At 62.5% G+C, this 21,682-nt stretch carries 20 protein-coding genes; 17 read left to right on the top strand and 3 right to left on the bottom strand.

The genetic code is table 11. The annotated features are described in order from the left end of the window. The 6 genes from ACFVJ3_RS42890 (at position 1) to ACFVJ3_RS42865 (ending at position 6,593) form a co-directional block, all read left to right on the top strand. The gene (locus tag ACFVJ3_RS42890) at positions 1-1,539 is read left to right on the top strand and encodes a GAF domain-containing protein (protein WP_378457851.1); all 1,539 of its coding nucleotides are present in this window, start codon (positions 1-3) and stop codon (positions 1,537-1,539) included. Next, positions 1,536-2,183 carry a response regulator gene (locus ACFVJ3_RS42885; RefSeq protein ID WP_378457850.1) on the top strand — a complete coding sequence of 216 codons (648 nt, stop codon included), beginning with the start codon at positions 1,536-1,538 and terminating at the stop codon, positions 2,181-2,183. The genes ACFVJ3_RS42890 and ACFVJ3_RS42885 overlap by 4 nt, the downstream gene beginning before the upstream one ends. 465 nt (positions 2,184-2,648) lie before the next feature. Then, on the top strand, positions 2,649-2,834 hold the full coding sequence (locus ACFVJ3_RS42880; protein WP_378457849.1) for a hypothetical protein: 186 nt from the start codon (positions 2,649-2,651) through the stop codon (positions 2,832-2,834). Positions 2,835-3,161: 327 nt separating this feature from the next. Beyond that, positions 3,162-4,355, top strand: coding sequence for a CaiB/BaiF CoA transferase family protein (locus ACFVJ3_RS42875; protein ID WP_378457848.1), 1,194 nt, complete (start codon positions 3,162-3,164; stop codon positions 4,353-4,355). After that, a complete protein-coding gene (locus tag ACFVJ3_RS42870) occupies positions 4,352-5,317 on the top strand; it encodes an alpha/beta hydrolase (protein ID WP_378457847.1) in 966 nt (321 codons plus the stop codon). The genes ACFVJ3_RS42875 and ACFVJ3_RS42870 overlap by 4 nt, the downstream gene beginning before the upstream one ends. Before the next feature lie 73 nt (positions 5,318-5,390). Continuing rightward, complete coding sequence (locus ACFVJ3_RS42865) at positions 5,391-6,593, top strand: acyl-CoA dehydrogenase family protein (protein WP_378457864.1); 1,203 nt, start codon at positions 5,391-5,393, stop codon at positions 6,591-6,593. Between the two features lie 383 nt (positions 6,594-6,976). Here the strand turns inward: ACFVJ3_RS42865 and ACFVJ3_RS42860 are convergent, their stop codons facing one another. From ACFVJ3_RS42860 to ACFVJ3_RS42850, 3 genes are read right to left on the bottom strand one after another with little or no spacing between them, the layout of a single operon-like run. Next, complete coding sequence (locus ACFVJ3_RS42860) at positions 6,977-8,236, bottom strand: MmgE/PrpD family protein (protein ID WP_378457863.1); 1,260 nt, start codon at positions 8,234-8,236, stop codon at positions 6,977-6,979. Then, complete coding sequence (locus tag ACFVJ3_RS42855) at positions 8,200-8,355, bottom strand: hypothetical protein (RefSeq protein WP_378457846.1); 156 nt, start codon at positions 8,353-8,355, stop codon at positions 8,200-8,202. Before ACFVJ3_RS42855 ends, ACFVJ3_RS42860 begins: the two co-directional genes overlap by 37 nt. Further along, positions 8,352-9,296 carry an HpcH/HpaI aldolase/citrate lyase family protein gene (locus ACFVJ3_RS42850; protein WP_378457845.1) on the bottom strand — a complete coding sequence of 315 codons (945 nt, stop codon included), beginning with the start codon at positions 9,294-9,296 and terminating at the stop codon, positions 8,352-8,354. The genes ACFVJ3_RS42855 and ACFVJ3_RS42850 overlap by 4 nt, the downstream gene beginning before the upstream one ends. Positions 9,297-9,589: 293 nt before the next feature. On the opposite strand from ACFVJ3_RS42850, the gene ACFVJ3_RS42845 reads away from it, so the two are divergent. From ACFVJ3_RS42845 to ACFVJ3_RS42795, 11 genes are all read left to right on the top strand, one after another. Beyond that, entirely contained in the window at positions 9,590-9,958 is a 369-nt protein-coding gene (locus ACFVJ3_RS42845) for a response regulator (protein ID WP_378457844.1), read from the top strand. 243 nt (positions 9,959-10,201) lie between these two features. After that, positions 10,202-10,654 (top strand): MaoC family dehydratase, encoded by a 453-nt coding sequence (locus tag ACFVJ3_RS42840; RefSeq protein ID WP_378457843.1) that lies wholly within the window; start codon positions 10,202-10,204, stop codon positions 10,652-10,654. 159 nt (positions 10,655-10,813) lie between these two features. Further along, positions 10,814-12,163: an MFS transporter gene (locus ACFVJ3_RS42835; protein ID WP_378457842.1), complete on the top strand. Its 1,350-nt coding sequence runs from the start codon at positions 10,814-10,816 to the stop codon at positions 12,161-12,163. Positions 12,164-12,222: 59 nt separating this feature from the next. After that, entirely contained in the window at positions 12,223-12,723 is a 501-nt protein-coding gene (locus ACFVJ3_RS42830) for a MaoC family dehydratase (protein ID WP_378457841.1), read from the top strand. 64 nt (positions 12,724-12,787) lie between these two features. Continuing rightward, positions 12,788-13,291, top strand: a complete 504-nt coding sequence (locus ACFVJ3_RS42825) for a MaoC family dehydratase (protein ID WP_378457840.1) — start codon at positions 12,788-12,790, stop codon at positions 13,289-13,291. 45 nt (positions 13,292-13,336) lie between these two features. Beyond that, positions 13,337-14,257, top strand: a complete 921-nt coding sequence (locus tag ACFVJ3_RS42820) for a CoA ester lyase (RefSeq protein ID WP_009478619.1) — start codon at positions 13,337-13,339, stop codon at positions 14,255-14,257. Positions 14,258-14,312: 55 nt separating this feature from the next. Further along, positions 14,313-15,044: an SDR family oxidoreductase gene (locus ACFVJ3_RS42815; RefSeq protein WP_378457839.1), complete on the top strand. Its 732-nt coding sequence runs from the start codon at positions 14,313-14,315 to the stop codon at positions 15,042-15,044. 15 nt (positions 15,045-15,059) lie between these two features. After that, a complete protein-coding gene (locus ACFVJ3_RS42810) occupies positions 15,060-16,859 on the top strand; it encodes an acyl-CoA dehydrogenase (RefSeq protein ID WP_378457838.1) in 1,800 nt (599 codons plus the stop codon). A gap of 77 nt (positions 16,860-16,936) precedes the next feature. After that, positions 16,937-18,091, top strand: coding sequence for a thiolase family protein (locus ACFVJ3_RS42805; protein WP_378457837.1), 1,155 nt, complete (start codon positions 16,937-16,939; stop codon positions 18,089-18,091). Positions 18,092-18,555: 464 nt separating this feature from the next. Then, positions 18,556-20,409 (top strand): flavin-containing monooxygenase, encoded by a 1,854-nt coding sequence (locus ACFVJ3_RS42800; protein WP_378457836.1) that lies wholly within the window; start codon positions 18,556-18,558, stop codon positions 20,407-20,409. Between the two features lie 176 nt (positions 20,410-20,585). After that, on the top strand, positions 20,586-21,380 hold the full coding sequence (locus tag ACFVJ3_RS42795; protein WP_378457835.1) for an SDR family NAD(P)-dependent oxidoreductase: 795 nt from the start codon (positions 20,586-20,588) through the stop codon (positions 21,378-21,380). Positions 21,381-21,682: the final 302 nt, after the last annotated feature.

Below are 21,682 nucleotides of genomic sequence, written 5' to 3'. Positions count from 1 at the left end.
ATGACCGTCAGGTGGACCATCGAGGACGAGGTGTCATCTACCCGCATGCTCGTCACGCTCAGTGGCGAGGGATTGGCCGTCTTGGACGACGAGGGTCGGTATCTGACGGTGAACCCCGCCGGGTGCTCGATCCTCGGCCGTGACAAAACCGAACTCACCGGGCAACCCTCGATTTTCGTCGCCAATGACGACCGCACCTGCGGTAGTGGTACCCGCGAAGGCTCCGAATGGATCGGCACCTCCGAAGTCGAGTTCGAGATGCGCAGGATGCAGACCGACGCGGGATCGACGTGCTGGGCGCTGCGGTTCTGGCTCGCCGACCCCGCTGTCCGGGAACGGCGTAAGCTCGCTGCCTTCACGCGGACCGCGGCAGCAGTGGCGTGCGAGAACCGCCTCGACGTCGTTTTGGACAAACTCGCCGCCGAAGTACGCGAGACAGTTGGCATGGCTACGTGCGCGGTCGTCTTGGTCGATGAAGTCACGGGCGCGTTGAACCACGTCGGTAAGGCCGGTCTCCCTGACGACTACGCCGACCGTATCGAGGCGTGTCGACTCCTCGGTGCGCCTATGGTCACCATGACGGCTATCAACGAACGCCGAGTGGTGGTTGCTCAGAAGTGGCGCGAGCAGATCTTGACCGATCCTCGGTGGGAGCCTGTTCAGCACATCGCTCGGGCCGCCAATTGGGATACCTACGTCGTGGTCCCGTTGATCGTGAGAGAGAAGGTGATCGGTGCTGTCGGCGGGTACGTCGCCGAGGGTCACGATCCAGGACGAGATGATATCCGCTTCATCGCTGCGATGGCCGATCAGGCCGCAATCGCAGTGATGAACGCGCGTATGTTCGCGCGACTGGAGATTCAGGCCGCCCGGGAGGAACGCAGAAAGTTGGCCAGAGACATGCACGACTCTGTCACCCAAGCGCTGTTCTCGTTGTCACTTCGGACCAAGGCACTCGAACTGGGTGTCGAGTCGGGTGACGACCTCGACCTCGTCGAGCAACTCAGGCAACTCCACGAGTTGGTATGCGGTGCCCAGGCGGAGATGCGCGCATTGATCATGCACCGGCGCCCGGCTTCGCTTGGAGAGGAAGGCTTGATTCCCTCGATTCGTAAACACCTCGCAGCCATCGCTGCACGCGAGGGAATCGAACTGTCCATCGTCAGCGACGACGAGTTCTACGAGTTCGGCGAAGCGCTGGAGGAAGATCTGTTCATGGTGGTCGGGGAGGCCATTCACAACGTCGTCAAGCATGCGCATGCGACCCGGGCAATGGTTCAGATCGTGCGACAGGAAGGCGAGGCCGGTGTCAGTGTGTCGGTCATCGACAACGGCGTCGGCATAACCGAAAGCAAGGGTGATCACCAGTCCTTCGGACTGGTGTCGATGAGCGAACGCCTCAAAGCGCACGGCGGCCATCTCTCGATTCGGTCCAGACCCGTGGACGATCCCGAACACGGCACCACCGTATGTGCCACTGTCCCCTTCGCGAGACTCAACGGCAACGCCATCACCACCGAGCAAGGGCAACAAGAATGAACGAGACCACCGTCTTCATCGTCGACGATCACGCCCTCGTCCGACATGGTCTGCGCGCCTTCCTGGAAACGCAGAAGGACGTCACGGTCATCGGTGAAGCCGAGAACGGCAAGCAGGCAGTCGCCGAGCTCCGTGCTCGTGCCACGGCCCACACCCTGCCCGACGTCGTTTTGATGGACCTGACGATGCCCGAACTCGACGGGGTCGGAGCGATCACCGCGCTGCACGGCGACCTTCCGGATCTCAAGATCGTGGTTCTGTCGAGCTTTTCCGAAACAGAGCGCGTGCACGCCGCCTTGCAAGCGGGTGCGACCGGATATCTGCTGAAGAATTCGGATCCGTCCGAGATTTCAACGGCAATCCGTTCCGCACAGCGCGACCAAGTTCACTTGGATCCCGCCGTTGCACGCGTGCTGGCGCGTTCGATGCGCGTCGGCCACGGCGTTGTCCTGTCCCCGCGCGAGCGAGAGGTACTGGTACTGGTGGCGAGGGGGAGCTCGAACCAGGAGATCGCCGACACGTTGTTCATCAGTGAGCGAACCGCTCGAACCCATGTCAGCCACATCATTTCCAAACTCGGGTTGGCGTCGCGAATCCAAGCTGCGCTGTGGGCGATACGGGAAGGTCTAGTGCAGGTGTCCTGAATAACGAACGCGTCGTGAGGTGTTCAGCTCACGGCGTCGCCAGGCAGGAATCGCAGAGCTGTGGCCGATGCCCTGGAACCCGTCCGGAGAGGTAGCCTTCGGTAGCGCGAACGGCTGCGACTGCAGCTCGCTCGTCGAGCCGCTCGACGACAAGCTTTCCGAGGCTGTCGGTGTCGGCTTCGCGTTACCGCTCGCGAGGCATCGAAACCGCGATAGTTGCCTCGCCCTTTCCATGCAGGTCGAACATCGGCGCGGCGACAGATGCCACATAGTTGGTGTTCTCCCCGACGGTGACGGCGTTCCACGTTCGACAGTTGCAGGAAGTGGACCGCGCCCTCATCGACGCCGTGAAAATCCTCGGCGGCACGCGACGCGACATCGCCTGGAACGTGAAAATGCCGTCCGCGCTCGTATGGGTGGCGGCAGGGTTGAAGATTTCCATCCCCGCAGGCGCTGGTCGGGGTGGTGGCCGAAATCCTCGCAGGAAACCGAGGCCTCGGTTATCTGGTGTCGGTCAACGCTGGACAGTTCAACAGCGCGGGCACCTTCGCCGCCATCGCGACCTTGCTCGCGGTCAGGTTGATATTCGACCGCATCGCCGCCGCGATCACGCGCCGCGCCCTCCGCTGGAAGACCGCGACAACGACCTGACGCCGGGATCGTGCTCGGCGTTTGCGCAGTCAGACCCGCCCGAGGGTGCGAGAGCTCAGTGGCGCGCCGGAGGGCAACGGCTGCAGCGGCAGGAAGGGCGAGCACGACGAATGTCTCGATCCGGACGCGTCCACGGACCCTTTTGTGACGGGGACCATAGGCCTTGACTGGGGTGAGGTACAAAACTTTGCGCGCTACGCGGCATACGCGTACGTGCAGCCGAACAATCTGTCCGATTCCGCCGCTCTAACACGGAGCTGCACCTGAACTGACGAGGGTCTAGGTCCGACCCACCCGCGCAGTGTCAGCTCAACGAAGGAGAACGCTATGACCGGCCCACTCTCGGGTGTGCGCGTCATCGACTTGACCGCTGCACTCGCCGGACCGTACGGCACCATGATTCTTGCCGACCTGGGAGCCGACATCATCAAAGTCGAGCCCCCGGGAGGAGAGGTCACGCGCAGAGTGGGCCCGTACCCGCCCAGTACGGACGGTCAACAAACGCTCGGCGGGTACTTCCAGAGCATCAACCGCGGAAAGCGCAGCATCGTTCTCGATCTCAAGACCCCGCAGGGGCACGCGGAGCTACTGGAACTGGTCCGCACTGCCGACGTCGTGGTCGAGAACTTCGGCCCCGGGGTAGTCGAGCGGCTCAACATCTCCTACGACGAACTACGCCAGGTCAACCCCAAACTGGTGTACGGCTCGCTGACAGGTTTCGGCGCTGCATGGTCGGGAGAGAGCCCGTACATCGATTGGCCCGCCATGGATATCACCATCCAGGCGATGGCAGGGGCGCTCAGTATCACGGGAACCGAAGACGGAAAACCGGTCAAGATCGGCCCCGGCATCGGGGACATCTTTCCCGGAACGATGCTGACGATCGGTGTTCTGGCTGCGCTGTGGGAGGTGCAGAAGACCGGGGAGGGGCAACAGATCGATGTGTCGATGTTCGATGCGATGCTCTCCCTCTGCGAACGCATGGTCTACCAGTACTCCTACACCGGCCAGGTCCCCAAGCCGATCGGCAACACGCACCCGATTCTCACTCCGTTCGATGTGCTCGAAGTCAAGGACGGCTGGATCGCCATCGCAGCAACCACCCAGCTGCGGTGGGAAGCGCTGTGCCGCATCATGGAAATGCCGGAACTGATCACCGACCCCCGGTTCCGGGACGAGGGTTGCCGTGTCCAGCACCGCACCGAGATTCGACACATCCTCGACACCTGGTCGCGCGACCTGACCCGGGCGGAGCTCCGCGAAAAGTTGGGCGGAACGGTCCCATTCGGACCTGTCAACGACATCCGGGACATCTTCGACGACCCCCACGCATGGGCTCGAAAGATGCTCGTCGAGATCGAAAACCCCGGATCCACCCAGCGGGCCATCGTCGCCGGGCAACCCATCAAATTCAGTCGAACTCAGGCAACTGTCGGTGCCCGGGCACCCCAGCTCGACGAGCACGGTGACGCCCTGCGCGCCGAGGCCCTTGCCGCGTCCGCGCAGGTAGCCGCCAAATGACCGCCTACGAGGTGAGTCCGGAATTCACCGAACTGGTCGGACGTCTACGGCGATCACCTTTTCGCGCCGACACCACCACCGTGCCCGAGCTGCGCGCCAATTTCGAAAAATTCGCGGCGTCCTTCTACAACCCCCCCACGGCGGAATTCGTACCCGACAGTGCGAACGGCGTCGATGTCGAGTGGGTTCGAACTCCCGGTTGTGATCGATCTCGGGTCGTGCTCTACCTGCACGGCGGCGGCTACTCCATCGGATCGATCGCAGCATATCGAGACTTTTGCGCTCGAATCTCGGACGGCTCGGGTTCAGCCGTGCTCTCGGTGGGCTACCGGCTGGCCCCCGAACACCAGTTTCCCGCTGCCCTCGACGACGCGGTCACTGCCTACCGTTGGCTCCTCGACACCGGCGTACCCGCCGACCGGATCGTGGTGGCCGGAGATTCAGCCGGCGGCGGAATGACGGTGGCGACGATGGTGGCGCTGCGAGACGCCGCGGTCGCGTTACCTGCCGGTGCCGTGTGTATCTCTCCCCTCGCCGACCTTGCACATACCGGGGAATCGGTGCACGAAAAAGCGTATGCGGATCCGATCGTCACACCGGAAGGAAGTCATTCGTACGCTGTTCGCTACCTCGGCGAACACGGTGATCCCACCGACCCCCTGGCTTCGCCGCTGTACGCGGACCTGCACGCACTGCCGCCGGTGCTGATCCAATGCGGAACAGCCGAGGTGCTGCTCGATGATTCGCTGCGCTTGGCACGTAAGATTCGGGACGCGGGCGGCGTCGTCGATCTCGACGTCTGGCCGGGCATGATCCACATCTTCCCGTTCTTTGCATCCACAATTCCTGAGTCGCAACAGGCGCTGCGCTACCTGACCGCATTCGTCGCGGGTGCTTTCGATCGCGACACGGGGACGACTCGCGCGAGCAAGCCCATTGCCACGCCGTCCTCGATTTCCTGATTTCCGTTCTTGTTTCCGTCCACCGAAGAAAGTTCAGAAATTGCTGTTGGAGAACCGAAACACCAGTCAAGACGTGGTGCTCGCTGCGCAACCACCACACCTGCAGCCGCCCTGGGTTACTCCCGAGCGCGCCGAACTGTTGACCTCGGTCCGGGAATTCAGTCGATCCGAGGTGCTCCCTGCCGCGAACAAGTACGACCGGACCGAAAACGCGATTCCGGCCGAATTGATGGGCCGGCTCGCTGAGATGGGCTACTTCGGGATCACCGTGCCCGCCGAATACGGCGGCCTCGGGCTGGGAGTCTTCGAATACTCCCTCATCTCGGAAGAACTATCGCGGTCATGGATGAGTGTTGCTTCGATCATTGCCCGCGCCCAAGGACTCGGCACGCGGTTCGACGATCCAGAACGCCGCGCCGAGCTCACCCGACGCAGTGCACGCGGTGATTGGATCGGTGCTGCAGCCTTTTCCGAACCCGATTCCGGATCGGATTTGGGCTCTATTCAGACCGTTGCTCGCCGTACCGGCGACGGCTATCGCATCAGCGGTCAGAAACGGTGGTGCGGCAACGCGTTCGAAGGCGATTTCATTCTCGTCATGTGTCGCATCGTGGATGAATCGGACGAACTGGGACCTATCCGAACATTCGCATTGGCGAAGGCGCGCAACAGTTTCCCTGAAGGCGTATCGGGTGAACCGATCGACAAGATCGGCTACCACGGCATCGTCAGTTGGAACCTGACCTTCGACGAAGTGCACGCATCGGCTGACGACTTGGTCGAACCGTTCGGCTTCTCCGGCGCCGAGGGTCAGGGATTCAAAGCTGTTTCGAACGGCTTGAACGTAGCCCGGGTACAAACAGCTGCACGTGCGGTCGGCCTCGCCCGAGCGGCGCTCGAGGACTCGATCGAGTACCTGCAGACACGCGTCCAATTCGGATCGCCGCTGGGCAACTTCCAAGCCCTTCGCTTCACAGTTGCGGACATGGCCGCCAAGGTGGCGCAGGCCCGAAGTTTCTATCAGTACGTTGCCAACTTGATGGACAACGGTGTGCCCTGTGAGAAGGAAGCTGCCATGACGAAGCTGCTGGCGACCGAAATGGCAGTGGACGTCACCGGACAGGCGTTGCAGCTACACGGCGGAAACGGTTACACCCGCGAGCATGCAATCGAACGGCACTGGCGAGATGCGCGGCTGACCACCATCTTCGAAGGCACCAGCCAGATTCAGCAGAAGATCATCAGCGACCGAATCTTGCCGCGGCCACCGCGCTGATCGACAGCCAGGGCCGTTCACGATTGCCGACACCCCACTCACTTCACATCACGGAGTGAGCGGCGGGCCGGGGCATCTATGTCCGCCTCGGGTGCTCCTTGTGGACACCGCCCTGGGCGGGATCAGCGAGGTCCCCGGTCCCCCGCGAGACTGGACGTTCCTTGGCTCGGGCCCTCGGTGACCGATCTCGCTCAGCCTCGATAGCGAACTTGCCAGCGCGGGCGACACCGTTCGCTGCTCATAGCTCCCGGTGGGTGGCGACCGCATCTGCGAACCACCCACCGGGTTTCATCCAGCGGTGTGTCCACACCGCATCACCTCGATTGCATGGCGATCCCGCGCGCCGCCGCGCTGGCATCTGTCCGCGCGAGCGGAAGCAGCCGCTACTGCAGCTTCGACTGCGGAACCAAATCGTCGGTGACGATGCTGACGTCAGGACAGCGCGGGAGATCGTTCGTGATCCGATCGGCGAGTCGATTCGCCCGCTCACGGGTGATGATCGGCGCGGCGAGGGCAATGAACTTGCTTCGTACTCGATCGGCGCGCTCGCCGGCGGACAAGTCCGTCCAGCTCTGTTCGGCGTCGAACGTCGCCGATGCGGCGCGGCCCCCGGTGTACGTGACCCGGGCATCGGTTCGGGTCTTGCCCATCCAGTCGTTGGGGTGCAGTTGCACAACGTGCGTTAGCCGCTGGACTGTTTCATCGGTGAGGGAGGCTGCAGTGAACTGCTCCACGCCGGGAGGGCCGTGGACGAGGGCCGCCGCGATCACGAATGCGATGCTGAACTTGGCTTCGAGCACTGTGGTCGGGGCCGCGATGGTGCAAACTCCGACGCAGATCCGTGGGATGTCGAGATCGATACGCTCGATCGTTGCGGCGTCGAACAGCGGATCGACACGCAATTGCAGCGCAGCGCCGATGGCGGCATGTGTACCGAAACATGCTGCGTAGCTTTTTATTCGAGTATCTCGAATGAGCCACGTCCTATCGAACCCCGCGTGCAGCCATGTTTCATCGAGACCGGTGGCGTGGGTGGGGACGAATCCCTGTTCACCGAGGACGGAATCGTTCGATGCCACGAAACCGTTCATTGCCAGGCGCGCCGCCAGAATGCCGGCCGCAGCGGCGCGGCCCGCGTGCAGCGGCTTGCCCATCGACCCGAACATTGCCTTCAGTCCCGCGGCCTGGGTCGCAGCCACTCGCAGAGCGGTCGACAGCTGATGGGGGTCGGCTCCGGACAGGTGCGCTACCGCCGCGGCAGCGCCGAAGGTTCCGATCGTCCCCGTGGTGTGGAAACCGAGGTCGTAGTGGCTCGGACCGACAGCCAACCCGAGTCGTTCCTGGACTTCGTAGCCGGCGACGTACGCGGTGATCACGTCTGCGCCGCTGCTACCGATCTCGTCGGCTACTGCCAGCACTGCCGGCAGAATAGGAGCCGAGGGGTGGATTCCCGAGCCGGGTGCCCAGTCGTCGAAGTCCAGGGCGTGGGCGGCCGTGCCGTTGATCGTTGCCGCATCGATTGCCGAGCTCGTCGATGTCGTGCCCCAGACCCGGGACGGACCGGACCCGGTGTCCTCGACGGTCAGGGCTTTGCGCACGATCTCGGTCACGGGGTCGTCCGCGCCCGCCAGTGCGACACCGATGGTGTCGAGAATGTTCCGGCTGGCTGCGGCAACGACACGTCGGGAAGGTGCTCGAAGCGAAGTTCGGCTGCGGCGACAACCAACTGCGTGAGCGGACCGCCGCCGTCGCCGGTACTCACCGAGCGAGTTCGGCTGTTCGCGTCAGACCCGCTCGTCGTCCTTTTTCCGCGGTGACGAGTGCGAGCTTGCGGCTGGCCTCGTCGATCATTTCGCCGTTGAGCATGGCAGCACCCCGTCCTCCGCCGTCGGCGGAGCGGTGGTAGTCGTAGGCGGCGAGAATGGACTCCGCTTTGTCGTAGGCGTCCTGCGCGGGCGAGAACACCGAGTTCGCGGCCTCGACCTGGGTGGGATGGAGCACCCACTTGCCGTCGAAACCGAATGCAGCGGCGTGCACCGCTGCTCTGTTGAAGCCTTCGAGATCGTCGATGACGGCATAGGGCCCGTCGATGACCTGCAAGCCGTACTTGCGGGCGGTGACCGCGAGGGTCATGAAGACAGGATCAATGGGGTTGTGCCCGGCGTAACTGTTCTCCCCGATCACCAACGTCGGAATCTGCATCGCCGCCATGAAATCTCCGGGACCGAAGATCAGAGTCTCCACTCTCGGAGTCGACGCGGCAATGTCATCGACGACGCTCAGACCCGACGGGCCCTCGATCTGTACTTCGATACCGATTTTACCCTCGGGCAGGTCCAGGTCCCGTTCGAGCTGTCCGAGCAGGACATCGAGCCAGTGGATGTGAGCGAGCTTCTCCACCTTGGGAAGCATGATGCAGTCGATGATGTGGCCGGCCCCCCGGACGATCTCGATGACATCGTCGTATGCCCAGCGCGTTTCGGCGTCGTTGACCCGGACGACGACGACCTTGCCGCTCCAATCTCCCTCGTGCAGAGCGGTGAGGATGTTGGCGCGGGCGGTGACCTTGGCCGATGGTGCCACGGAATCTTCGAGGTCGAGGAAGACCTCGTCGACCGCCAGGCCCTGCGCCTTGGTCAGCATCTTCGGATTGCTACCCGGCACTGCCAAGCAGGATCGGCGTGGACGGAAAGTACGGGTCATCAGAGACTCACCTTCGATTCGGATCAGCGACGACCGGTTGCACACACAGTCGAAAAAGGTACGAGCGCAGTCGCTCAATGCCGAGAGCGTACCCAGAAACCGGGTTCACGAACAGGGACTGTGCGGGCGTCGACCCAGGACGAGACATTTGACTCGGCCGTTCCGCGTCGCGGGACTCTACGTGACTGGCGTCACAACTGATTGTATGGAGTGAGCACACCGAGACAGGGGATTTCATGGACATGCCACCAGCTGCATCGGTCCCATGCGATGCGGGTGTCGGGCCATCGATCATGGTCGTCGACTCGGACAGGAGAGTACGTTCGGCGCTCAAACGGCTCATGGAGGCCACCCACGCGAATGCGATCGTTATCGAAATCGTCGATGCTGCCACGGCACTCGCCGAGGCACGGTCGGCACCGTTCGATCTCGTCTTGGTCGACATGCGGCTACCCGACGTTGCGGGCAGCTGTGAGCTGATCAGGCAGATGGGCCACGATCAGCATGTCGTAGCGCTGAGCGTGCGGCAGGACGACGCGCGGCACGCCAGAGCCGCGGGGGCACGCGATTTCGTCTGGAAGACGAACTCGTCGGATCTGTTTCTGCAGGCGGTGCGGGCGACATCGGTTGTTCCCCTGTCGGCTGCTGAACCGTCGGTGTAGTCACACCGACGCCGAGCCTGACCACACAATTACAGATTCGGGTTCACGCACCTGAGCAGCCGGCACCGGCTGGCTCGTTGCGGCACATCGTGTCGGCACAAGGGCCGACGCGGCGCCGGGCGCAGGACGAGGGGCTTTCACCGTCGCTCCACGCCTGTGCTCGGCACCACCACTTATGTCCAGGAAAAAACTGCTGACGTCCAGCAAAGGACGTGTAGCTGAAACAGATCGGAGTCTTCGCCGGTGTCCGTCTTCTCCTCCGTTGATCATCTCAGGCAGTCGAAAGGCGCCGACCTGGGAATTTCGCGAAAAATCGCGATATCACAAGCACGTATCGACGAGTTCGCCGCGGTCACCGAAGACCGTCAGTGGATTCACGTCGACACGGACAGGGCAGCGAAAGGGCCCTTCGGCACCACGATCGCCCACGGTTTTCTCACGCTGTCCTTGCTCGCACCGTTTCTGACGGACCTGATCGAGGTGCGCGGCGCGACGAGCTCGATCAACTACGGACTCAATCGGGTCCGCTTTCCTGCCGCGGTTCCCTCCAATTCCGTACTACACGCCAAAGGCCGGATCCTCGACGTGGTCGAACGGCCGGGCGCGGTCGATGCCATCGTGGAAGTCACCCTCCACGCGGACGAATCCTCGAAACCGGCGTGTATCGCCGAATCGATCATCCGTTACACCTTCTGAACCTGCCCGAGCGACACACGCACGCCCGCAACGATTCGGGGTCGACCGAAAAGTTGGTGGTTCACAACCAACCGGCGTGCTGACGGTCGACCCTCAAACGACTCCCCACTCCCGTGGTCGGACGTCGACGCTCCCCTTCCCCCACCGAAAGAGGCACTCATGTCCGAGATCGAGAGCGACATCGTAAAACGGTCGTCGACACTGCCACCAGCAAGGCAACCGAAGCGCGTCTGGTTCTCCAGCTTCATCGGCGCGGCCATCGAGTTCTACGACTTCAGCATCTACGCCACCGCGGCAGCGTTGGTCTTCGGTCCGCTGTTTTTCAGCCCGGCACAAGCATCCGTCGGAGTGGTCCTGTCATTCCTCACCCTGGCAGCGGGCTACATCGCCCGCCCTGTCGGGGCGATTGTCTTCGGCCATTTCGGTGACAAGATCGGCCGCAAGACCACCCTCATCACGACCGTCGTTCTCATGGGCCTGGCCACTACCCTCATCGGCGTCCTGCCGACATACGAGGCAGTGGGAGCGCTCGCGCCCGTACTGCTGGTCACTCTTCGCGTCGTACAGGGCCTGTCCGTCGGTGGCGAATGGGGCGGGGCAGTGGTCATGACGACCGAGCATTCATCGACGAAGCGCCGGTCCTTCATGGGAAGCGCCACCGCCATGGGGTCGGCATTGGGAGTGCTTCTGGGGTTCGCAGCATTTTCGATAGTCGTTTCGCTGACCGGTGACAACTTCCTCACCTGGGGTTGGAGACTGCCATTCTTGGCAACCGTCGTGCTGTTCGGCTTGGCGGTGTACATGCGCCTGCGGATCACCGAGAGCCCGGTGATGGTCGAGGCTGCCGAGAAGAACGCTCGTGCAACCAAATTGCCGATCACGATCGTGTTCACGCAGTACGCCAAACCCGTCGCGCTCGCCGCCGGGGTCTTCGCCGGACCGTTCATGATTCAGTCCTGCCTGGGAACCTTCTTCACCTCCTACGGAGTCACCGAATTGGGCATGACGCGATCGTTCCTGCTCAATGCGTCCGTCATCGGAGTCGCGTTCTCGTTCATCGGCATTCCTATCGGGGGCCTTCTCGCGGACAGGTTCGGCCGTCGCCGCGTGCTGGCCGTCGGCGTCACGCTCGCAACTTTGAATCTCCTGCTCCTGTGGCCACTGTTCACCGGCGCCACCACCGTGGGAGTGGTAGTTGGGTATGCGCTGGTCTTCACCTTCCATTCTCTGTGTATCGCACCGATCGGTGCGCTGTACTCGGAGTTGTTCCCCACCGCCGTGCGCTACACGGGTGTGGGGATGAGCTACCAGATCTCCTCACTCATCGGCGGCGGCCTCGGCCCGGTGGCAGCGTCGTTGCTCGTCGCGAACGGACTGGGACTCGGCTCGGTGTTCGCCATGCTCGCCATCTTCTGTCTGATCGCAGGCTTCTGCATCTACCGCCTGCCCCGGACCGACAACATCGACCTTCGGAATGCCGGAGCAGACGTATTGACCCCGTCCAGTTAGTTGGTAGTCAACTACTAACATTGTATGGTGGGTGGGACGCCCACTGTCAGGAGAAGTCCATGACCGACACCGCAGCAACCCCCGATCTCGCGGAGTTCCCCGTCCGGCGACGCGGCGCCTACTTCGAAAAATTCGAACCCGGCCAGGTTTTCCCCCACCACTGGGGCCGCACGATCACCACCGCGGACAACGTGCTGTTCAGCACCGCACTCGCCCATTGGTCTCCGATGTACCTCAACGCCGAATACGCGCGCGCACACGGGCACAAAGATTCGCAGTTGAATCCGTTCCTCGTGCTGTGCACCGTCGTGGGATTGTCGGTCGAGGATCTCAGCGAATCCGGTGGTCCCTTTCTGGGCATCGAAGAGTGCGTGTTCGAGCAGCCGATCTACCCCGGCGACACCGTCCGCACCGAGTCGATCGTCCTGGATTCGCGGCCCTCCGCCAGCCGGCCTGGATACGGCATCGTGACGTGGAAAACCACGGCATTCGACCAGCACGACGAGGTGGTCCTGCGTTTCGTGCGCAAGAACCTGTTGGCCGGCAAAGGGTCACTGTGAGCTGCACGGGCCGAACTGCCGCTGAAGCGCCGGCACACGAATCGATCGACGGGAGCCACCGGAAATGACTCAGACACAACCACCCTCCGCTTCCCAGGAATGGGTTACCGAAGACTCGGGATGGTTCGAATCGTTCGAGGTCGGCCAGCGGTGGAAGCATGCACGCGGTGCGACCATCGACGAGGTCGAGAATCAGTTGATCACCAAACTGGTCATGAACACCGCGCAGGAGCACTGGAACGAAGCGTCGATGAAGGACTCGCCGTGGGGAAAGAGCCGTCTGGTGTTCGGACTCATCACCGGTTCGCTCACTCTGGGGCTCACCAGCCAGGACACTGCCGAGAATGCACTCGCCGAACTGGGTCTGGACGGCATTCGCTTCAAAGCCGGTGTCTTTCACGGAGACACGATCTATGCGTACACCCAGGTCCTGGCAGTCGAACCGGCGGACCGCGACGACGCCGGTGTCGTGCAGTTCCAACACTGGGGAGCCACATCCGACATGCGTGTCGTGTTCGAGTGCACGCGTCGTGTGTTGATCAAGCGACGCAGCCACTGGCGCCCCTGACGCTGACCAGCATTCTTTTCACACATTCATCTCGAAGGAGTACCGATGACGAACCCGAGGCCGGTACGGCCACGCCGATCCGAGCTGTCCACCCCCGCTACCAGCGAAAAGATGATGGCCAAAGCCGCTGCCGGCGACGCCGATCTCGTTTTTCTCGATCTCGAGGATGCGGTCGCGCCCAACGCCAAGGACGTGGCACGCAAGCAGGCCGTCACGGCCTTGCGCGAACTCGATTGGGGGCGGAAGACCCGCGCGGTGCGCATCAACGGCGTCCAGACGACCTGGTGCCTCGACGACATCACCGAAGTGGTTGCCGGCGCAGGTGCCAACTTGGACGTGTTGATCATTCCCAAGGTCAAATCCGCGCGCGATGTCTGGTTCATCGACACTCTGCTGACGCAGCTCGAACACAAGCACGGCCTGAAGATCGGCGGTATCGGCTTGGAGGTACTGATCGAAGAAGTGGAAGCTCTGGCGGCCGTCGACGCGATCGCCGCGAGCAGCCCGCGGTTGGAGGCGCTGATCCTGGGCGTCGGTGACCTCGCGGCCAGTCATGGAATGAGATCTGCACACATCGGCACCAGTTCCGGCTACCCGGGTGACATCTGGCACTCGGCTCGAACGAAGTTGATCGTCGCTGCCCGCAGCAACGGCCTAGATGCAATCGATGGTCCGTTCGGTGACTTCAAGAACAACGACGCCTACCTCCAACAGGCGAATTGGGCCGCAGAACTCGGCGCGGTCGGCAAGTGGGCGATCCATCCGAACCAGGTGACGCTGGCCAACGACGTCTACTCGCCCTCCGAGGAAGAGGTAGCACAGGCACGCAAGGTCGTCACCGCGATGCGCGAGGCCGAAGCCGCCGGTGACGGCGCCGTCGCCATCGACGGTGTCATGGTCGACGCAGCCACGGCCCGGATCTTCGAGACCGTGTTGCAACGCGCCTCCGTCGTCGAGCAGCACTGACCGACACCGGACTCGACCGCTACCCGGCGCGACCTACTTACGAACAGGACTATCAATGGGCAACATCAACTTCGACTTCACCGGACGAACAGTTCTCGTCACCGGCGCCGCCAGAGGGATCGGCCTCGAGCTGGCCCGGCATTTCAAGACTTCCGGCGCCGAAGTAGTCATGGTGGATTTCGACGGTGACGAGCTGGCACGTGCGGCCGACGATATCGGTGCTGCTGCTGCTCAGGCCGACGTCAGCAACACCGAGGATGTCGAGAGAGTGGTGAGCGAGACGGTCGAGCGCACCGGCCGTATCGACGTCGTGGTCAACAACGCGGGGATCCTGCGCGATCGTGTCGTGTGGAAGCTCACCGACGACGACTGGTCGCAGGTGCTCGATGTCCACGCCGGCGGCACCTTCCGCTTCACCCGCGCCGTTGTGCCTCATTTCCGGACCCAGAACTACGGACGCATCGTCAACGTGACCTCCTACACCGGTCTTCGCGGTAACCGAGGTCAGGCGAACTACGCGGCCGCCAAGGCCGGCATCATCGGTTTCACCAAGACCACCGCCAAGGAACTCGCACTGTTCGGTGTCACCGTCAATGCGATTTCCCCCAACGCCGCCACACGAATGACGGCCTCCATTCCGGAAGAGAAGATCCCGGAAGTCACCGGCCCGATCGCCCGGTTCGCGGACCCCTCAGAAATGGCCACAGCCGTCGCGTTCTTGGCTTCCGAAGAGGCCGGGTACATCACCGGTGTCGTGTTGCCGGTCGACGGCGGCGCGTCGATCTAGAACAGAAGGAATGTCATGACCACGCCACCGCTCTCGCGCCGAGACATCGAATTTTTGCTCTACGAATGGCTCGATGTCGAGTCACTCACCGAACGCCCGCGGTTCGCGGAACACTCCCGGGACACCTTCGACGCTGTTCTCGACCTCAGCGCGGACATGGCCGCGAAGTTCTTCGCGCCCCACAACAAGCTCGCGGACGCTCAGGAACCGACGATAGGTGACGACGGAAAAGTCATCACTACACCCGAGGCCAAGAAGGCCCTGGAGGTCTTTGCCCAGGCGGGGCTCTTCGCCGGATCGTTCGACGAGTCACTCGGCGGGATGCAACTGCCGATGTCGGTGATGCGGGCATCGGTGGCGTGGTTTCAGGCATCCAACGCATCCACCACCGGCTATCCCTTCCTCACGGTGGCAAACGCAAATCTGCTCGTCGCCCACGCAACCGAGGAGCAGATCGACGCCTACGTCCGGCCGATGCTCGAAGGCCGATTCTTCGGAACGATGTGTCTGTCCGAGCCTCAGGCCGGATCCTCCTTGGCCGACATCACGACCAAAGCGGTCGAACAGCCGGACGGAAGCTACCGGCTGACCGGCACCAAGATGTGGATCTCGGGAGGCGACCACGAGCTGAGCGAGAACATCGTCCATCTCGTGCTTGCGAAAATTCCCGGCAGCGCACCCGGCGTCAAGGGCATCTCACTGTTCATCGTTCCCAAATACGTACTCGACGCCGACGGCAACCCCGGAGAACGCAACGATGTCGCGCTCGTCGGGCTGAACCACAAGATGGGGAACCGTGGCACCACGAACACCCTGCTGAACTTCGGGGACGGCAGCCACACCCCGAAGGGGACCAGTGGGGCGATCGGATACCTCGTCGGGTCACCGAACCGTGGGTTGAACTACATGTTCCACATGATGAACGAGGCGAGAATCGGAGTCGGATTCCTCGCCACAGCTCTCGGCTACGCCGGCTACCGTCAATCGGTCAGCTACGCCCTCACGCGCACCCAAGGACGAAGCCAGACCGACCGCGACCCAGCATCCAAGCCGGTCCCTATCGTCGAACACGCCGACGTCAAGAGAATGCTTCTCGCACAGAAGGCGTACGTCGAAGGCGCTCTCGCCCTGGGCCTCTTCTGCTCCAACCTCGTCGATGAGCAGGACACCCTCGACGACACGCAGCTGAAGAGCGAAAAGACCCTGTTGCTCGATGTGTTGACTCCGATCGCGAAGAGTTGGCCATCCCAGTGGTGCCTCCGCGCCAACGACCTCGCCATTCAAGTGCACGGCGGTTACGGCTACACCCGGGACTACGACGTCGAACAGTTCTACCGCGACAATCGGCTCAACCAGATCCACGAGGGCACTCACGGCATCCAGGGTCTCGACCTGCTCGGCCGAAAGATGGTCATGCAAAACGGTGCGGGTCTGGACCTGCTCGTGGCCACCATCGGATCCACCATTGAGCGTGCTCAGCACGCGGACGGCGAAGCAGCCGAATTGGCAACTGATCTCGACGCTGCACTCGACCGCACCCGAGCGGTGACGACGACTCTTCGCGACGAACCCGACAAGGCGCAGTCGCTGGCCAACTCGTCGATCTACCTCGAAGCGGTCGGCCACGTCGTCGTAGCCTGGATCTGGCTCGAACAGTTCCTTGCAGTCGGAGATTCGCAGGGAGACTTCTACGACGGAAAGCGTCAGGCAGCACGCTACTTCTTCCGCTACGAGCTCCCGGCCACGAGAGCACAGTTCGATCTTCTCGCCAGTCTCGATCGGACCACACTCGACATGTCCGCCGACTGGTTCTGAGATGGCCGGTCGCCGCGCACCGATGAGGCCGGCGCCACCGCAATACCCGCATACCATGTTCCGCTCGATCAGAAAGCATGTTCATGTCTCGTGAAGCAGTCATCGTCGATGCCGTCCGCTCGCCAGTTGGTAAAAGAAACGGAGGGCTGTCTTCCGTTCATCCTGCCGATCTGTCGGCGTACGTGTTGCGCGCTCTCATCGAACGAACCGGCCTCGATCCCGCGTTGGTCGAGGATGTCATCTGGGGATGCGTCAGTCAGGTCGGTGAACAAAGCTTCGACATCGCGCGGACCGCGGCACTGTCCGCAGGATGGCCCATTCACGTTCCCGGCACCACCATCGATCGGCAGTGCGGGTCATCGCAACAGGCCGTCAGCTTCGCCGCAGCGAGCGTAGTTGCCGGGCACTACGACATCGTCGTCGCAGGCGGCGTCGAATCCATGTCCCGCATCCCCATCGGATCGTCGACCGCGGCGGGCAATTCCCCGCTCGGTGAGCTCTACTCCCAGCGGTTCGGATCCGAGTTCCCCAATCAAGGAATCGGTGCGGAACAGATCGCCGACGACTGGGGACTGTCGCGAACACAGCTCGACGAGTTCGCCCTCGGCTCCCACGCCAAAGCGGCCGCGGCAATCGACGCGGGACGATTCGAATCCCAGATCGCATCCATCCCGGTAAATGGAGAGAAAATAGCGGTCGACGAGGGGGTTCGACGCGGAGGCACCCTCGAATCGCTCGCCAAGCTCAAGCCGGCCTTCACCCCGGACGGCAAGATCACCGCAGCCAATTCCTCGCAGATCAGCGACGGCTCCGCCGCACTGCTGATCATGGGATCCGACACCGCCGCCGAGCTCGGTTTCACGCCGATCGCAGCCATCGATACAGCAGTCGTCATCGGATCGCCGCCGATGCCGATGCTCACCGGGCCCATCCCCGCAACCGAGAAACTGCTCGCTCGACGCGGCCTCACGATCGACGATATCGGAACTTACGAGGTCAACGAAGCTTTCGCCTCGGTTGCCTTGGCGTGGCTGAAGGAAGTCGGGGCCAACGAAGAACGGTTGAATCCCAACGGTGGCGCAATCGCACTCGGGCATCCCCTCGGTGGGAGCGGCGCCAGGCTGATGACGACGATGGTTCACCACATGCGCGAGAACGACATCGAGTTCGGCCTACAAACCATGTGCGAGGGCGGCGGACAGGCCAACGCCACCCTCCTCCGCCTCCTCTAACACGCTGCTGCCGGGTCACGACCCACACGGTGCGTGCCGGCCGCCGGCCTGCGCTCGTGAAGCGCGATGCTCTGCCGCCGCTACGAAACCTCACCAGCGTCGTAGCGTGCCGCCACGGTCGACTTCGACCGTGGCGGCTTTCGTCTGTCCAACGCAGGCTGGAATCAATTATGTGTCGTCCCGTCTGAGGGTGTGAGTCTGCGCGGGCACCACACCGCTTTCGGGAAGCACCACCCCGTTTTTCGCAACAATTGTCTCGGTCCGTCGCGACCGATGTCGCTTCAAGGTGATGGCGATCACTGATTAACTGAATACATCGCGAAGGTAGCAATGCCAGCAGCCCGAAGAGGCTACTACTGCCCAGCCGTATGCCCCGGGATTCGCTTCAACACCGCTAGGACTGCACATCAGCAGACCTGCAGGCGTCACTCGAACTGACGCCGCCAGACGAGGGTGAGGAACCAGTGTCGAACGACAAACTCATTGGTGATCTGGATTTCGATCCAACAGCTTTGAAGGAACGGTACGACTACGAACGTGATCGCCGCATCCGCCCGGACGGCAAGAAGCAGTACGTCGGAACGTCCGGCGGGCGATTCGAGCAGTACAGCCGCGACCCGTGGAGTGACGCCGACGTTCCCCGCGAGCCCCTGACAGATCACACCTCCGTCATCATCGCAGGCGGCGGCTTCGGCGGACTGCTGCTGGGCGCTCGGCTGCGCGACGCCGGAGTCACCGATGTCAGGGTGATCGAGACGGGCGGTGACTTCGGCGGAACGTGGTACTGGAACAGATACCCGGGTGCCATGTGTGACATCGAAGCGCACATCTACCTGCCTTTGCTCGAAGAACTGAATTACGCGCCGAAGCACCGCTACGCCTATGCAGCAGAAATGCTCGAGATCAGCCAGCGAATCGGCAAAGAATACGGTCTCTACGACAAGGCCTGCTTCCACACCGCAATCACAGGCGCACAGTGGTCCGAGGACGAGAACCGTTGGCACATTCAAACGGACCGCAACGACAAGCTGACCGCCGACTACTTCATTCTCGCGTGCGGCCGTCAGAGCCTGCCGAAACTCCCTAATCTGCCGGGCATCGATCTGTTCGAAGGTCATATCTTCCATTCGAGCCGTTGGGACTACAGCTACACCGGTGGTACCAGCGAGGGCGGACTCACCGGACTGAAGGACAAGCGAGTCGGAGTCGTCGGAACAGGTGCGACGGCTCTGCAGATCGTGCCCGAGGTGGCCAAAGACGCCGGCGAGCTCCTGGTGTTCCAGCGGACCCCCTCGACCGTCGGGGTCCGCGGACAACGCGAAACCGGGCCCGACTGGGTCGACATGTCCAAACCCGGCTGGCAGCGCGAACGCCGCGAAAACTTCCAAGCCCATGTTCAATTCGGTACCCAAGCCGGCTACGTGCGGCCCGAGGTCGACATGGTCGGCGATGGATGGACTGGAGCATTCGAGGTTCTCGCCGAGCCGGAAGACTCGGTGACCAATCGGTTGGGACGGCCGCCGACGCAGGAAGAGCTCGCCGAGCTGTCTGAGATCAACGACTACAGGTTGATGAACCAGATCCGAGGCCGCGTCGACGACATGGTCGAAGATCCGACCACCGCCGAGGCTCTCAAGCCGTGGTACCGCTGGTGGTGCAAACGCCCCGGGTGGCACGACGACTATCTTGCTGCGTTCAATCGGAAGAACGTCACGTTGATCGACACTCACGGTCAGGGTGTGGAGCGATTCACACCCAACGGTGTCGTGGTGGACGGTATCGAGCATCCTCTCGATTGCCTGATCATGGCGACCGGATTCGAATCGGCAATCTCGTACACCGAGTTGACGGGCTTCGACATCATCGGCCGGGAAACAACGCTCTCGCAGCACTGGGCGAACGGCGTCCGGACACTGCACGGCATGTCGACCGACAAGTTCCCGAACATGTTCTTCATCGGCGGAAACACCCAGACTGCGTCGGCGGTGAACGCTGTGCACCTCCTGGACGAGCAGTCTCAGTACGTCGCTCACATCGTCGGCCAGACCGAAGCCAAGAATGCACGCGCCGTCGAGGCCCAACCCCAAGACGTCGAACAATGGGTACGGATTATCGCCGAGTCCCCCAAGAACCATGCGATGTTCCGGTTCTTCGCTCAATGCACACCGGGCTACTACAACGCCGAAGGCAAAGCCGAGACTCCGGCAGACCTCTTCATCGGCGGGCGATACGGAGACGGCCCGCTTGCCTACTACGACGTCCTGCACAATTGGGCATCAGACGGGGAGCTGCAAGGCTACGCGCTGAAACAGGACTGAAGCCCCGACAAGTAATAACAAGCACGGCCGACGTGCGACCGCAGGTGAGCCATTGTCCGCCCTCCTGCGCTCGCATGTCGACCGTGCTTGATTCCATTCGATCCGAATTCTCGAATGCGTTGCGAAAAGACCTATTCGGACACGCCAGTCGCTTTACGAAGAACCGAGGAGACTTTATGAGTTCTGCACTATCGGGCTTGCGAGCCGTCGTCACAGGCGCCGGGCGAGGCATCGGCCGCGCTACTGCGATCACCCTCGCCGCGCAGGGGGCAGACGTTGCAGTCGTCGATATCGATCTACGCTCCGGTCTCGAGATTCCAGGAGAAGCGGACGATCTGACGACGGACGCCATCAAAGAATTGGGTGCTCGGACAATCGGGATCGAAGCAGACCTGACAGAGGAAGCAAGTGCTACGAGGATCGTGGCCGCCGTACGGGAAGAATGGGGCGGATTCGACATCCTGGTCAACATCGCCGGTGGGGCCATCACACCGTTCGAAGGCAGCCGAGCAAGCGAAACCAGCCCCGCGGACATACGCAGAGCACTGGAGGTCAATCTGATGTCCGCGATTTACCTCTGTCAAGCATCTGTGCCAGTCCTACGCGAGTCGGCGAGCCCATCGATTGTAAATACCACCTCGCTGTCCGCCGAGAATGTTCTGCCGGGCGGCTCATACGCCGGATACGCCTTGTCGAAGGCGGCGCTTGCGCACTACACCCGCTACCTGGCCGCTGATGTCGGCCACCTGAACATCAGGGTCAACGCGGTATCGCCCGGGTACACCATGACGGGCCGGGTGCGAGCCAACTCGGCCGCGACCGGATTCGCGGACAAGGCTTCCCACAGCGCACTCGGGAGACTTGGCGAACCCGAAGACATAGCCCGAAGTGTTGCCTTCTTGGTATCCCCGGATTCTTCATACATCACTGGCCATATCCTCGCGGTCGATGGTATGACGCGGTTGGTCTGACGTCTTCGGGCGAGCTGATGCACGAGAATTCCTATCTCCGAAATGTCGTCCGCGCGCAGCCAACCATCGTGCGTGACGTCCTGACGTCGAGGAAAACGGCCCGGGCGGCCCGAGAACGCACCGCCGCGGAACCTCCAACCAGTCTCTACACTCACGGCACTTCTGGCTCCACTGTCCTGGCTCAGTGGATCTGGCGAGATCGCAGAGGGTCAAGTCCATGGGAGTGGTGTACGAGGGCCGTCGCGTGGCTCCTCGTTGGTGAGTCAGGCAGTCAAGGCCGGTGTCACCTCCTCGGTGGACGC

It is taken from the genome of Rhodococcus sp. NPDC127593 (genome assembly GCF_042671975.1).
Lineage (GTDB): Bacteria > Actinomycetota > Actinomycetes > Mycobacteriales > Mycobacteriaceae > Rhodococcus_F.
This window is presented reverse-complemented; position numbering and strand designations above follow the sequence as displayed.